General features: G+C 27.2%; 12 protein-coding genes. 8 read left to right on the forward strand and 4 right to left on the reverse strand.

Going from position 1 to position 14,716, the window contains the following annotated elements; all coding sequences use genetic code 11:
- Positions 1–319 precede the first annotated feature (319 nt).
- From ACQY5W_RS10440 to ACQY5W_RS10465, 6 genes are all read left to right on the forward strand, one after another.
- Positions 320–1,483 carry a hydrogenase small subunit gene (locus ACQY5W_RS10440; RefSeq protein ID WP_428024909.1) on the forward strand — a complete coding sequence of 388 codons (1,164 nt, stop codon included), beginning with the start codon at positions 320–322 and terminating at the stop codon, positions 1,481–1,483.
- Positions 1,484–3,214 (forward strand): nickel-dependent hydrogenase large subunit, encoded by a 1,731-nt coding sequence (locus ACQY5W_RS10445; protein WP_428024910.1) that lies wholly within the window; start codon positions 1,484–1,486, stop codon positions 3,212–3,214.
- A 17-nt stretch (positions 3,215–3,231) separates the two neighbouring features.
- Complete coding sequence (gene cybH / locus ACQY5W_RS10450; protein WP_428024911.1) at positions 3,232–3,903, forward strand: Ni/Fe-hydrogenase, b-type cytochrome subunit; 672 nt, start codon at positions 3,232–3,234, stop codon at positions 3,901–3,903.
- Entirely contained in the window at positions 3,900–4,466 is a 567-nt protein-coding gene (locus ACQY5W_RS10455; RefSeq protein ID WP_428024912.1) for a HyaD/HybD family hydrogenase maturation endopeptidase, read from the forward strand. Before cybH ends, ACQY5W_RS10455 begins: the two co-directional genes overlap by 4 nt.
- Before the next feature lie 215 nt (positions 4,467–4,681).
- Positions 4,682–6,910, forward strand: a complete 2,229-nt coding sequence (hypF, locus tag ACQY5W_RS10460; protein WP_428024913.1) for a carbamoyltransferase HypF — start codon at positions 4,682–4,684, stop codon at positions 6,908–6,910.
- A gap of 153 nt (positions 6,911–7,063) precedes the next feature.
- The gene (locus ACQY5W_RS10465; RefSeq protein ID WP_428024914.1) at positions 7,064–8,977 is read left to right on the forward strand and encodes a methyl-accepting chemotaxis protein; all 1,914 of its coding nucleotides are present in this window, start codon (positions 7,064–7,066) and stop codon (positions 8,975–8,977) included.
- A 13-nt stretch (positions 8,978–8,990) separates the two neighbouring features.
- Here ACQY5W_RS10465 and ACQY5W_RS10470 read toward each other — a convergent pair whose 3' ends face one another.
- Positions 8,991–9,191 carry a YgaP family membrane protein gene (locus ACQY5W_RS10470; protein WP_428024915.1) on the reverse strand — a complete coding sequence of 67 codons (201 nt, stop codon included), beginning with the start codon at positions 9,189–9,191 and terminating at the stop codon, positions 8,991–8,993.
- A 172-nt stretch (positions 9,192–9,363) separates the two neighbouring features.
- On the opposite strand from ACQY5W_RS10470, the gene ACQY5W_RS10475 reads away from it, so the two are divergent.
- Positions 9,364–11,910 (forward strand): ABC transporter substrate-binding protein, encoded by a 2,547-nt coding sequence (locus ACQY5W_RS10475; protein WP_428024916.1) that lies wholly within the window; start codon positions 9,364–9,366, stop codon positions 11,908–11,910.
- Here ACQY5W_RS10475 and ACQY5W_RS10480 read toward each other — a convergent pair.
- Entirely contained in the window at positions 11,902–12,192 is a 291-nt protein-coding gene (locus ACQY5W_RS10480) for a DUF3817 domain-containing protein (RefSeq protein ID WP_428024917.1), read from the reverse strand. The genes ACQY5W_RS10475 and ACQY5W_RS10480 overlap by 9 nt on opposite strands.
- A 105-nt stretch (positions 12,193–12,297) precedes the next feature.
- Between ACQY5W_RS10480 and ACQY5W_RS10485 the strand changes: the two genes are divergently transcribed.
- The gene (locus ACQY5W_RS10485) at positions 12,298–12,831 is read left to right on the forward strand and encodes a hypothetical protein (RefSeq protein WP_428024918.1); all 534 of its coding nucleotides are present in this window, start codon (positions 12,298–12,300) and stop codon (positions 12,829–12,831) included.
- Here the strand turns inward: ACQY5W_RS10485 and ACQY5W_RS10490 are convergent.
- Both ACQY5W_RS10490 and ACQY5W_RS10495 read right to left on the reverse strand, forming a co-directional pair.
- The gene (locus tag ACQY5W_RS10490) at positions 12,801–13,472 is read right to left on the reverse strand and encodes a hypothetical protein (protein WP_428024919.1); all 672 of its coding nucleotides are present in this window, start codon (positions 13,470–13,472) and stop codon (positions 12,801–12,803) included. The two genes, ACQY5W_RS10485 and ACQY5W_RS10490, sit on opposite strands and share 31 nt — an antisense overlap.
- 54 nt (positions 13,473–13,526) lie before the next feature.
- Positions 13,527–14,675 carry an MFS transporter gene (locus tag ACQY5W_RS10495; RefSeq protein WP_428024920.1) on the reverse strand — a complete coding sequence of 383 codons (1,149 nt, stop codon included), beginning with the start codon at positions 14,673–14,675 and terminating at the stop codon, positions 13,527–13,529.
- Positions 14,676–14,716: the final 41 nt, after the last annotated feature.

Genomic DNA, 14,716 nt, shown 5'->3' on the forward strand with positions numbered 1-14,716 from the left:
AAATAATGGCACTGATGATTGGGAAAGTTTTTAAGCTTCCCATCATTTTAAGCTTCATTTTCAGATGTTAAAAATAGAAAAATATATCTTATATTTGTTTATTTTAAATAAATATAAGATATATTTTTCAAGCTACTTATTGTAAAAATAATAAAAAAAATCTTATAAACTCGTTTTTTGTCATACTCACGACATATTAAAAATTTATTATAGTCTTTAGAAAAAGTTATGTTTACTCTTGTGACATTTCTTTCAAAATAAATGAATAATTGTTCATAATATATATTGAATAGTTATTTATCTAAAAAGGAAAAAAGTTGTGAAGGATTTAGATTTATTTAAAAGGTTGTCAAAAAGATTAGATAATTTAGAAAAACTTCCAAAATTAGATGAGCAAAAGTCTATTCCAAAAGTTTTACAGGAAAAAGGTATTAGTAGAAGAGAGTTTATTTCTTGGGCAACTTCTATTGCTGCAATGTTATCTTTACCTGCAAGTTTTACTCCACTTGTAGCTAAAGCAACAGAACTTAGTGATAGACTACCAATTATTTGGTTACATATGGCAGAGTGTACAGGGTGTTCAGAATCACTTTTAAGAACGGATGCTCCATCAATTGATTCTTTGATCTTTGATTATATCTCTTTAGAATACCATGAAACTTTAATGGCAAGTGCAGGATGGCAAGCAGAAGCAAATTTGGAACATGCAATTGAAAAATATAAAGGAAATTATATTTTGATGGTTGAAGGTGGAATTCCATCAGGTCAAACGGATTTTTATCTTACAATTGGAGGACATGCTAATACAGGTGAGCAAAATGCAAAAGTTGCTTGTGAACATGCAAAGGCAATTTTTGCAATTGGTAGTTGTTCCTCTTTTGGTGGTGTTCAAGCAGCTATTCCAAATCCAACTGGTGCCGTTTCTTTATCTAAAATTACAAATAAATCAGTTATTAATGTCCCAGGTTGTCCACCAAGTGAGAAAAATATTGTTGGAACACTTTTACATTATATTTTATATGGAAGTTTACCCGCACTTGATGCTTATAATAGACCAAAATGGGCATATGGACAAAGAATTCATGATTTATGTGAAAGAAGAGGTCATTTTGATGCTGGTGAGTTTGTAGAAAAATTTGGTGATGAAGGTTCAAAAAAAGGCTATTGTCTTTATAAAGTTGGATGTAAAGGACCTTATACTTTTAATAATTGTTCTAAAAATAAATTTAATCAACATACATCTTGGCCAATTCAAGCAGGGCATGGATGTATAGGATGTTCTGAACCAGATTTTTGGGATAAAATGGGTCCATTTGAAGAGCCTGTTGGTGACAAACTGTATAACACAGTATTTGGAGGAGCTGGAGCTGATGCAACAGCAGATAAGATAGGTGTTGGTATATTAGCAACAGCCGCTGTTGGAATTACAGCTCATGCAATAATATCAAAAGTTAAAAATCCAATAGAAGATGAGGAACACTAAATGGCAAATAAAAGAGTAATAGTTGACCCAATTACGAGGATTGAAGGGCACTTAAGAATTGAAGTTGAAGTTGATGAAAATAATATAATTCAAAATGCTTTTTCAACAGCTACACTATGGAGAGGTTTAGAAACTATTGTAAAAAATAGAGATCCAAGAGATGCAGGATTTCTTATGCAAAGAATTTGTGGTGTTTGTACTTTTTCTCACTATAGAGCAGGTATAGAAGCAGTTGAAAATGCACTTGATATTGTTCCACCTTTTAATGCTAAGCTTACAAGAAGTTTGATGAATCAAGCTTTATTTATGCACGACCATATGGTACATTTTTATCATCTTCATGGTTTAGATTGGGTTGATGTTGTATCAGCACTAAAAGCAAATCCAGCTAAAGCAGCTAAAGAAGCATTTAAATATACAGATTCTCCAATTGCAACGGGTGAAAATGATTTAATAAAGGTGCAAAAAAGAGTTAAAGAGTTCGTCCAAAGGGGTGAACTAGGACCTTTTGCAAATGCTTATTGGGGGCATGAAACATTTAAATTTACTCCTGAACAAAATTTGATAGCACTTTCTCACTATTTAAAAGCTTTAGAAGTTCAAAGAACTGCTGCACAACTAATGGCAATATTTGGTGGTAAACAACCACATCCACAAAGTTTAACTGTTGGTGGTGTAACTTGTGTTATGGATTTACTTGACCCTTCAAGAATGGGTGAATACCTTGTAAAATATAAAGAGGTTGCAAACTTTATTGAACATGCTTATTATGCAGATATTCTTATGGCTGCTAGCGTATATATTAAGGAACCAAGTGTTACTGCAAAAGCTGGAATTATGAACTTTATGTCACATAAAGAGATGCAATTAAATAGAAGTGAATATCTGTTTGATACAGGGATTATTTTAGATGGAGATTTATCAAAAGTTTATTCTATAAACGAAGATTTAATAACAGAAGAAGCAACTCACTCTTGGTATGAAGATGATGAACCTCTACATCCATATAATGGGAAAACAAATCCAAAATATACAGGTTTGAAACAAAGAGCTACAATAGGTATAGATGGACAAGAGATAGAATCAAAATCTATTGACGAGAAAGGTAAATATTCTTGGATGAAAGCACCAAGATATGATGGAAAAGCAATGGAAGTTGGTCCTTTAGCAGCTATTTTAGTCTCTTATGCAAAAGGCAATAAAAAAATTGTAAAAATAGTAGATGAGTTTTTAGCAAAAGCAAATCTTCCAAAAGAAGCACTGTTTACTACTTTAGGTAGAACAGCTGCAAGAGCACTACAAGTAAAAGCAATTATAGACAATGGTTTGGAAACATTTTATACTTTAATTGAGAATTTAAAGGTTGACCAAGATACTTGTACAACATATAAAATTGATAATACTAAAGAATATAAAGGAAGATTTATTGGTGATGTTCCAAGAGGTATGTTAAGTCACTGGATTAGAATCAAAAATGGTGTTGTAGAAAACTATCAAGCCGTTGTTCCTTCAACTTGGAATGCTTCTCCTGAAGATGCAAAAGGTTTTAAAGGTGCTTATGAACAAAATCTAATAGGACTTAAAGTAAAAGATATAACAAAACCTCTTGAGATAATAAGAGTTATTCATAGTTTTGACCCTTGTATTGCTTGTGCTGTTCATGTAATGGATACAAAAGGCAAAGATTTGGGAGTATATAAAGTTGATCCTGTTTATGGAAGTAGCTGTTAAACTATAAAGGATTAAAAATGATTGAAAAAAAGTTTGAGTTTTCGGGAGTTCTAAGATTTAACCACTGGGTTAGAGTTGCGACTATGTTAGTTCTTGTAGTAACTGGGTTTTATATAGCATATCCATTTTTAACTCCTTTTGTAAATGATGAGCCAACAAATTTTATGAATGCTTTGTGGAGAGCATGGCATATTATTTTTGGTTTTGTTTTAATTGGTTCGACGCTAGTTAAAATCTATTTGTTTATTTTTGATAGACACAGTAAAAAGGAAAGAATATCTTTTTTTGATTTTTTAAGTCTTAGAATATGGATACAACAAATAAAATATTATATGTTAATAGGTGTCCATCCTGAAGGAAGAGGTATTTATAATCCATTGCAATTTATCGCATATTTTATAATTTTTATAAATTTGTTTATTATCTCACTTACGGGTTTAATTTTATACATGCATGTATATCATGAGGGATTAGGTGGAATGCTTTATGAGTTTTTAAAACCTTTTGAAGTGTTAATGGGTGGATTATCTTCTGTTAGGGAATGGCATCATATTACAATGTGGATTTTCTTATTGTTTATACCTATACATATTTATATGGCAGTATTTAATTCTATTTATGGAAAATCTGGTGCTATTGAAGCTATTTTTAGTGGATACACTTGGCATAATAAAAAAGAAAAAAAATGAATATTTTAATATTGGGAATAGGAAATATCCTATTTCAAGATGAAGGAATAGGAGCTCATTTTATCCATTATATTGATGAAAAATATGAGCTTAGTTCACCAAAACATATTATAAATATTGTTGATGGTGGAACTTTAGCTCAAAGACTTATTCCAGAAATTATCAAATATGATAAGGTATTTGTAGTAGATTGTATTGATGCCTTAGATTCAAAAGCTGGAGATGTTTATTTTTTTGATTATTTAAAAATACCAGATAAAATTGATTGGCAAGGAAGTGCCCATGAAGTAGAGATGCTTCAAACACTTAATATGATTAAGCTAAATGGTGATTTACCTTCAACTTTTGTTTTAGGAATAGTACCTAAAAGAGTAGCTAATGATACTACTTTTGAGTTAAGTAGTGAGGTAGTTAGTGCCGTAAAAACAATGGAAAATGTTTTATTAAAAGAGTTAAAAAATTTAGACGTGGATTTAAAAATAAATAATTATTCTATCTCTATAGAAAAAATAGCAAATTATTCATTTAAAAGGGAGATTATTAATAATCATAAAATAGTATAAAATTTTTACATTAGAAGTTGTACCGTAAATCTCCAGAACTAATTTTTGTATGCCACAAGTAGTTATAACTTATCACATGTTCATAATACATCACTCTTTTACAATTTGTTTTGTAATTATGATTTTTTTACGGTACATCTTGTGATGTAAATGAGATTAAATTATTTTATAATAAGAATTTTCCAATACAATTATAAAAAAGATTTGGATAATTAATGGAATCTATAAAAATAGAGGTTAAAGGGCTAGTCCAAGGAGTTGGATTTAGACCTTTTGTTTATAATTTGGCTTTGAAATATGAACTTAAAGGTTGGGTTAACAATGATGATAAAGGTGTAAATATACTTTTATCATTAGCTAATGATAAAAAAATAAACTCTTTTTTAAACGAGTTAAAAAATTCTCCACCACCTTTAGCCAAAATAGATGAAATAAATATAATTCAAGTGACTACAAATCAAATATATACCTCTTTTGAAATCAAACAAAGTATAACTTCAAACAACAAATCAACAATAATCTCACCTGATATTTGCATATGTGATGATTGCATAGATGATATAAATGATAAGAATAACTTTAGATATAACTATGCTCTAACAAACTGTACAAACTGTGGTCCAAGATACTCTATAATAAAAACAGTTCCCTATGATAGATGTAATACTTCAATGGCTTTATTTGAACTTTGTGAAGAGTGTAAAAAAGAGTATGAAAATCCTACAAATAGAAGATATCATGCTCAACCAGTTGCTTGCGAAAAGTGTGGACCTCAAGTTACTTTATATGATAATAATAAAAATAAATTAGCTTCAAACATAGAAGCTATAAAACAAATAGCTACTTTAATAAATGAGGGTAAAATAGTTGCCATAAAAGGAATGGGAGGTTTTCATTTAATTTGTGATGCAACAAATGAAGAGGTAGTAAATAAATTAAGAGAAAAGAAAAATCGTCCAACAAAACCTTTTGCTGTGATGTTCAAAAATCTTGATGAAATAAAAAAACATACAACCCTTTGTCAAAAAGAAGAAGAGATAATTCTTTCAAAAGAGAAACCAATAGTAATAGTAAATAAAAATGAAAGTAGAACTATTACAGAATTTGTAGCACCAAATATATCTAGACTTGGAGTTTTTTTACCATATACTCCTTTGCATATTTTACTTTTTAGATATCTAAATAATCCAATAATCGCCACAAGTGCAAATCTAAAAGATGAACCAATAATAAAAGATGTTGAAAGTATTTTTGCAAAATTATCAAATGTAGTTGAATATATACTTGATTTTAATAGAGAGATTATAAATGCTTGTGATGATTCTATTGTACAAGTAATAAATGAGGATATTCAAATATTAAGATTAGCTAGAGGTTATGCTCCAATATCTTTTAAAGTAGATAAAAAGTTTAATAAAAAAATATTAGCAGTAGGTGCAAACCAAAAAAGCTCTATTTCTTTAGGTTTTGAGGATAATATTATCTCTTCCCCTTATATTGGAGATTTGAACTCTATAATCTCAATGGAGTATTTTCAAAAAAGTGTAAATACCTTTGAAACATTTTATGATTTTAAACCAGAAAAAATAGTTTGTGATAAACATCCAAATTATGAAACAACTAAATGGGCTAAAAATCAAAACAAAGAATTAATACAAATACAACATCACTTTGCACACACTTTAGCCACAATGGCAGAGTACAACTTAGATGAAGATGTTTTAGCTTTTGTTTTTGATGGTACTGGATATGGTGACGATGGAAATATATGGGGTGGGGAAGTTTTTTTAGCAAATAGAACTTCTTATGAAAGATTGTTTCATATAAAATATTTCAAACTTTTAGGTGGAGAAAAAGCAGTAAAAGAACCACGTCGTATTGCTTTATCTTTATTATTTGATAATTTTAGTTTAGAAGAAGTTTTAAGTTTAGATAATGCTTGTGTAAAATCTTTTTCAAAAAAAGAAATAGAGTTACTTCATAAAATGTGGGAAAAGGGATTAAATGCACCATTAACTAGCTCTTTGGGAAGAGTATTTGATGCTATTGCTTCATTTGCAGATATTTTACAAATACAAACTTACGAGGGGGAAACAGGACTTCAAATAGAAAAAGAGTATGATGATAATATCAAAGAAGCATACTCTTATAAGATAATTGATAATCAAATTGATTTATCAGAAGTTATATTTGAAATCTTAAAAGATAGAGATAAAAAACTTATTTGTTCAAAGTTTATAAATATGCTTGTAAATCTTATTTGTGAAATTTCACTTGAAAATAAAGATTTAAAAGTAGTCTTATCTGGTGGAGTTTTTCAAAACAGAATATTACTTGAACAATTAAGCAAAAAGTTTAAAGAAAATAATACAATACTTTATTATTCTAAAAAAATACCACTAAATGACCAAGGTATTTCTATCGGACAAATTTACTATAAATAATAATTTATAAAAATTTATAATTATTATTAATAATTCTGATAATTCCTATAAATAGGAGTTAAAATTAATTAATAATTTTAAGTTTACTATTAAAAATTATTCTTATAATACAAAAATAATTTTTTAAATTAAAGACATAACAAAGGAAAAATAATGTTGAAGAATCTTAAGATGAGAACCAAAATATTTCTAATAGTAGTATTAGGTATTTTGGCTTTAGGTGTTGTATCTGTACCTACAATATTACAACTAAATGCGACAGTTGACAGACAGGATAAGGCTGATATCCTTGGAAAAGTTGACAGAAGATTTAATGAAATGAGAAGACAAGAGAAAAACTTTATTATCAGAAAGGATCAAGAGAGTCTTGATAAACATAAAAGTGCTTACGAAGATAGTATCAAAATTTTAGATGAACTTTCAAAAAGATTTAAAAATCCAAAAAATATTGAAATGCTAAATGGAATTAAATATTCAATTCAAACATATAGAAATGATTTTTTAATTTTGGTTAAACAATTTGAAAATCAAATTGTTGATAAATATGATATAAATAATCCTGAAGAAAAAATTATGGTGGAAAATGCCAGAAAAGTTGGAGGTTTGGTGACTGATTTTAGAAGAGGTCAAACTATGCAAGCACAAGAAGAGATAGACTCTCTTAAGAAAACAATCATTGTAGTTTCAATCACTGCTTTTATTATGCTCATTATTTTAGCTACGCTTATTGCTAATTCTATTATCAATGGATTGAATCGATTAAAAGATGGACTTATTGGCTTTTTCGCTTATTTAAATAGAGAATCAACAAAGACTGATTTAATAGACATTGACTCAAAAGATGAATTTGGTGAGATGGCAAAAGTGGTCAATGAGAATATTTTAATAACTCAAAAAGGTATAGAAGAAGATAGAAAACTAATAGATGAAACAATAGCAGTACTAAGTGAATTTGAACAAGGTGACCTTTGTCAAAGATTAGATATGAATGTTTCAAACCCAGCCTTGATGCAATTAAAAGATGTGCTTAATAAAATGGCAGATAACTTAGAGAATAATATAGATAATGTACTAGATATAATAGAAGAATATGCAAAATATAATTACCTAAATAAAATAGATACTAAAAATCTAAAAGAACACCTTCTTAAACTAGCAAGTGGTGTAAATGGTCTTGGAGATTCAATTACTGAAATGTTGTTAGAAAATAAAATCAATGGTCTAACACTTGATAAAAGCTCAGATATCCTTTTAGTAAATGTAGATAAATTAAATCAAAGTTCAAATGAAGCAGCAGCAAGTTTAGAAGAGACAGCAGCAGCTTTAGAAGAAATCACTTCTAATATAAGAAACAATACTCAAAATATAGCAAAAATGGCAAACTATTCGAGTAATGTGACAACCTCTGCTTCAAATGGAGAGAATCTAGCAAATCAAACAACAATGGCTATGGATGAAATAAATGTTCAAGTAAATTCAATAAATGAAGCTATAAGTATAATAGACCAAATAGCCTTCCAAACAAATATCCTTTCTTTAAATGCAGCAGTAGAAGCAGCAACAGCAGGTGAAGCTGGAAAAGGATTTGCAGTAGTAGCTGCTGAAGTGCGAAACCTAGCATCAAGGTCAGCAGAAGCAGCTAAAGAGATAAAATCTTTAGTAGAAAACGCAACCTCAAAAGCAAATGAAGGTAAAACTATAGCTGGAAATATGATAGCAGGATATAAAGAATTAAACGAAAATATCCAAAAAACAAGTAATCTAATTTCAGATATAGAGATGTCAAGTAAAGAACAATTGATGGGAATAGAACAAATCAATACAGCAGTAACTCAATTGGATAGACAAACCCAAGAAAATGCTAAGATAGCATCCCAAACTCATGATGTAGCAATAGTTACAGACCAAATAGCAAAACTTGTAGTAAGTGATGCAGATACAAAAGAATTTAAAGGTAAAAATGAAGCAAAAGCAAAACCTATAAATACAAAATCATATGATCCAATAGGAACTACTGAAAAAGAATTAATAAAAAATAGTGGTACTGATGGTTGGGAGAGTTTTTAAAACTCTCCTTTACCTATTTCTCACAATTTTCTTTATCACATGTAGTGTTGATTTTAAGTGGACAATATAATGGACACCAACCAATTAGTGCAGTACCTAATGGAATTAACCCAATTAGACCCAACCAGCTATTGTTTACCAATCCAAAAGCAATAATAGCAACACCAACAACAATTCTTATAACCTTATCTACTTTTCCAATATTTTTATTCATTTTGAATCCTTTTAATATTAGTTATTCTAATGATACAATAATTTTGAAATAAATTACTTTAATTTTTTATCAGCTTAGCTTAGTTAAAAAGATTAAAAACTATTTCATAATCATAATCTTTATTTAATAATATATTACTAAAATTATAAATTAAGAGTTGTAAGGTTTATATATGAAAAAGTTATTAGTATTACTGATATTCATTACTACCTTTTTATATGCCAATGAACTTAAAAAAGTAAAACTTCAATTTATGTGGCTAAATCAATTTGAATTTGCAGGATTTTATATTGCAAAAGAAAAAGGGTTTTATAAAGACCTTGGAATTGAAACTCAATTTATTGAATATGATCCTGATATAAATATTGTTGATAAAGTATTATCTAAAGAAGTTGATTTTGGAATGACTTCTAGCTCTTTATTAATAGATAAATCAAAAGGTAAAGATGTAGTTCTACTTGGAACAATTTTTCAATCATCTCCTTTAGTTCTTATTGCACTAAAAAATTCAAATATTAAAACAATAAAAGACATTAAAAATAAAAAAGTAATGCTTACAAATGAGCAAGAAATGTTTGCTACCTTGCAGTCAATGCTAAAAGTAAATGATATCTCTTTAGATGACTTAAACATAATTGACCATAGTTATAATGTGTATGATTTAATAGATAAAAAAACAGATTTGATGCTTGGATATGTTACAAATGAGCCCTTTCTTTTAAAAGAAAAAGGTTATGAATCCATAATATTTCATCCAAAAGATTATGGATTTGACTTTTATGAAGAGCTTATATTTACTTCTAAAGAACTTTTAAATAAAGACCCTAAATTGGTAAAAGATTTTTATGATGCGACTATAAAAGGTTGGGAATATGCTTTTAATAACATAGAAGAAACAGCAAAACTTATTTACAAAAAATATAATTCACAAAATAAAGATTTAAAAAGTTTGATATTTGAAGCCAATGAAATGAAAAAACTTGTTTATGATAAAGATGGAAATATTGGAACAGTTTCAAGTGAAAAAATCAATTCAATAATCAATACATATAAACTTCTAAGATATATTAACAATGATATAGATTTAAAAGAGTTTATATATTCAAATGATAATATAGACTCCCTTTTAACAAAAGATGAGCAAATATATTTAAAAGATAAAAAATTTATTACGATGTGTGTTGAGCCTAATTGGTTGCCCTATGAAAAAATAGAAAATAATAAACATATTGGAATAGTTGCAGAGTATATACATTTTATTGAAAATGTAATTGATGTTAAAATTAAGTTAATTCCAACTAATAGTTGGTCTCAGACTCTTGAATATGCTAAAAAAAGAAAATGTGATATTGTATCAACTGCAATAGATACATTAAAAAGACGTGAATATTTAGTCTTTACAAAATCTTTTATAAACTCTTCCTTGGCTATGGTTTCTGTGATTGACAAACCTTTTGTTGATAATATTTTACAAGTTAAAAATGAAAAATTTGCAGTAATAAAAGATTATGCTTATTCGGAATTAATGAGAAAAAAATATCCATTTATAAAGTTTGTTGAAGTAAATAATATTGATGAAGGTATAGAATTAGTAAAAAAAGGTAAAGTTTTTGGTTTAATAGATACTGTCCCAACATTAGCATATGCAATTCAAAAGGGGTATATTGGAGAATTAAAAATCACTGGAAGATTGGATGAACAATCAAATTTAAGTGTTGGTATTAGAAATGATGAACCTATATTAAGAGATATATTTGACAAAGTTCTAGATACTATTCCAGAATCTCAAAAGCAAGAGATACTTAATAAATGGATTTCAGTAAATTATCAAAAAGGCTTAGATTATAATTATATTATTAAACTTTCACTAATAATGTTTATTGTGCTATTTTTAATTGCATTGATTTATCGACAATCTCTTTTGAAAAAATTAAATATTGATTTAAATAATAAAGTAAGAGAAGAGATAGAAAAAAATGAAGAGAAAAATAAAATTCTTTTAAAACAATCAAAAATGGCTTCCATGGGAGAAATGATAGAAAATATTGCACATCAATGGAGACAGCCTTTATCAAATATATCAGTTGCTGCAAGTGGTATTCAGCTTAAAAAAGAGATGTCAACTTTAAGTAATGAAGAGTTAAATGAAACATTAGAACATATACTAAGTACAGCTAAATATTTATCTAACACAATAGATGATTTTAGAAGTTTTTTTAATATGGAAAAAGAATTAAAGCTTGTTAATATTGAAGATATTATAGATAAGGCACTTTTATTAGCTGGCTCAAGGTATTTAAAAGATAATTTTGTAATTATTAAAAATATAGAAAATATAGAGTTTAAATCTAGTGAAAATGACTTAATCCAAGTCTTTTTAAATATATTTACAAATGCCAAAGATGCTTTAGATGAAAATGTAAAAGAAGGAATAAAATATTTATTTATAGATGCTTATAAAAGTGATGATAATTTAATAATCGAGATAAAAGATAATGGTGGAGGAGTAGAAGAAAAGATTATAAATAAAATTTTTGAAGCTTATTTTACCACTAAAAAACAATACCATGGGACAGGAATAGGTTTAAATATGAGTAAACTCTTAGTTGAGTTACATTTAAAAGGTTCTATTACAGCAGTTAATACCACCTATGATTATGAAAATAAAACCCAAAAAGGTGCAATATTTAGATTAATACTTCCTATTAATCTAAATTAGTTTTTTTACTCTTTTTTCTATAATAAATGAACCAAAAGGAACAATAGAATAAACAAATAGTTTAAGACTAAATCTATTTTCCCAATTATATTTTCTCATTGTTTCAAATAAAAAAATCATAAACAAAATAAATAAAACACCATGTGTCATACCTATAACTTTTACAGGGTATGGGTTTTCACCTATATACTTTATTGGCATTGCAATAAATAAAAGTGTCAAATAAGATAAACCTTCGATATATGAAATTATTCTAAATCTATTTAAAGCAGTTTTAAACATATAAATCCTTTTTTAAGTGTGTAATATTAACCACTTTGATTTAACAATAAATTAATAATATTTACTATAATCTATCTTTAAATTTAAGTATAAGTAGGACTTTTTATGGATGATAGATTACATGAAGTAATTGCTCAATGCGCAATAATACATGAAAAAAATATAAATGAAAATATAATTTTTGATTTAGAAAAAGTAGAAGAAAATTTAAGTGAATATGATAGTGATGTTAAAGAACACTATTTAACTCTTCTTATGCAATACTATTTTCAAAACAACAAAATAGAACAATTAAAAGAGCTATTACTACAAGGTTTTAAATTTGATATGAGATTTATAGATGTTGTTGAAGCTTTTTGTCATCTTAAAGATGATGAAGAAAATGTTATAGAGTTTTTAGAAGATAATGTAGTAATGTTAAAAGATAGTGTTATGGAAGAAGATTTAAAAATGATGTATGATTATTATCAAAATAATCTAGAGTATAAAAACTTTATAGATGAGCCTTTAGAACTTATAAAAAGAAATAGATATGTTTGTGTTCAAGCATTTAAAAGTAAAGAGGAATTTGCAAAATTATTTTTAAATGAAGATTTACTAAAATCACTTCAAAGGGATATGCCATTTTTATTAAAGTAGAGATTTTTTAAAATCTCTATTTGTATATTTTGTAAATAATTAAATTTAAATTCACACTCCTTTAAATAATAAAAGAAATTTTTCTCATCTACCCCTTTATATTTTTTTAGATTTTCTTCTAAATATTTCCAAAAAATACCTAATGGTGTTTTATATGAATTTATCGAATAAAGTTTATGCCATTTTAAATAGTATTCATAATCTTTTGTACTTGTTTGTGCACTATATTTAGGTAGCTTTGGCATAAGAAGTGTATATATTTTTTTACTAGAATAAAAACCAATGATATTTATAGCATCAAATAATGAACGAGTTTTTTTATTTTGATTGTTTTGAGTAAAATAATAGTACTCTTGGTATGAACTATTATCTTTAACACTACTATTATATACCTCCTCTAAAAAACTTGCGATAAGTTTTCTAAAAAGCATATACCTATTTTGTACTGTTCTATAGTTTAGGTTCAATATTTTTGCAGTTTTATTTGCATTAATATTATTACAAAAATAGTTTATTATTTTTAAATCAGTTTCTAATTTTGTCATTGAAAATTTAGTTTTACATGATTTACATTTTTTATAATTATCTTGTAAATTATAAAAAGAATCATGATTACAAAATGGACAGATTGTTATATTCATAAAAAATTATATCTAAAGTTATATTTAAGTGAAGAAAAAGAACTATAAAAAATATTATTTCAATATAAATTTTTTAGATATAACAGCAATGGTAGTTATTGTAAGTAACCCTAATCCTATTACTAAAAAGAAATCTTGTATTTCAAATATATTGATTAGTGGATGAAATATAATTGGTGAAGAAAACTGCCCTAAAAAAAGGCATGAAGTAAAATATCCAGAGCTTTTTACTCTTTTTTTGAAGGTAGTTTTACTCAACATCCATGCAGTTACATTTGTCATCATAACACCACCAGAAAAACCTAAAATAGGACTTGTGATAAAAAAGAAGAAAACATTATTTATAAGTCCAACAATTGTAAAACCTAAAGCTATTAGTCCTAGTGATGATATATAAATGGTTGCATAGGAAAATTTTGGTTTTAGTTTTGAAAAAGCAATGGCACCTAAGGCATTGCAAAAAAATGCAACTGAGATTATAACTCCTGCAAAAGAGCCAGTAGTTTTAAATTTTTCTAACAATAAAAAAGGTATTTGTGTGGGTAAAATAAAAAATACTAACATATAAAAAAAAGCAAGGAAATATACTATTAAAATATTTTTACCTAAGTGGATTGACTCCTCTTCTTTAGTCTCTTCTATTACAACTTCTTTTAGGTTTATATAAACTAAAGGTAATAAAATCAAACCTATAAAATATATACCAAATGGCAATCTCCAATTTATATCAGATAAAATACCACCGCCAATGACAAAAAATACACCACCAATTGCCATAAAAGCACTTTGGTAGCCCATAAATTTATGTCTTTCTTCTTCTTTAAAATAATCACCAATCAACGAAGTAGAAACTATCATCAATGTAGCAACGCTTAAACCAAACAGTGCCCTTGAAGCTAAAAGTGTTTCCATGCTATCAAGGTATAAACCTGCAGTTCCAAAAAGTGAAAAGAAAAAAAGTGCAATAAGTGCTGATCTTTTTTTACCAAATCTAAAAACAAAATGTCCCAAAAAAGGTGCAAGTAATGCTATAACAAAGGATGGTAAAGTTAGCATCAATCTTGAATAAAACTCTATATTATTTACCTGTGTAAAATACTCTTTTAGATGTGGTAGTGATGTTACTATTGCAACATTTGACATCATAGTTGTCATGGCAAGTAAAAGTAGTGTTAAAAGTACAAGTTTAGGTATATTTTTCATTTGTGAAATTGTACCATTATTTTTTTGATATTTAAAACTGT

The organism is Arcobacter sp., from assembly GCF_050300555.1.
Classification (GTDB): domain Bacteria; phylum Campylobacterota; class Campylobacteria; order Campylobacterales; family Arcobacteraceae; genus Arcobacter.

Excerpts from the sequence above, each read along its gene's own strand:
- ACQY5W_RS10445 (WP_428024910.1), top strand. The coding sequence starts at position 1,484 with ATGGCAAATAAAAGAGTAATAGTTGACCCAATTACGAGGATTGAAGGG.
- cybH (WP_428024911.1), top strand. The coding sequence starts at position 3,232 with ATGATTGAAAAAAAGTTTGAGTTTTCGGGAGTTCTAAGATTTAACCAC.
- ACQY5W_RS10455 (WP_428024912.1), top strand. The coding sequence starts at position 3,900 with ATGAATATTTTAATATTGGGAATAGGAAATATCCTATTTCAAGATGAA.
- hypF (WP_428024913.1), top strand. The coding sequence starts at position 4,682 with ATGGAATCTATAAAAATAGAGGTTAAAGGGCTAGTCCAAGGAGTTGGA.
- ACQY5W_RS10465 (WP_428024914.1), top strand. The coding sequence starts at position 7,064 with ATGTTGAAGAATCTTAAGATGAGAACCAAAATATTTCTAATAGTAGTA.
- ACQY5W_RS10470 (WP_428024915.1), bottom strand. The coding sequence starts at position 9,191 with ATGAATAAAAATATTGGAAAAGTAGATAAGGTTATAAGAATTGTTGTT.
- ACQY5W_RS10475 (WP_428024916.1), top strand. The coding sequence starts at position 9,364 with ATGAAAAAGTTATTAGTATTACTGATATTCATTACTACCTTTTTATAT.
- ACQY5W_RS10480 (WP_428024917.1), bottom strand. The coding sequence starts at position 12,192 with ATGTTTAAAACTGCTTTAAATAGATTTAGAATAATTTCATATATCGAA.
- ACQY5W_RS10485 (WP_428024918.1), top strand. The coding sequence starts at position 12,298 with ATGGATGATAGATTACATGAAGTAATTGCTCAATGCGCAATAATACAT.
- ACQY5W_RS10490 (WP_428024919.1), bottom strand. The coding sequence starts at position 13,472 with ATGAATATAACAATCTGTCCATTTTGTAATCATGATTCTTTTTATAAT.
- ACQY5W_RS10495 (WP_428024920.1), bottom strand. The coding sequence starts at position 14,675 with ATGAAAAATATACCTAAACTTGTACTTTTAACACTACTTTTACTTGCC.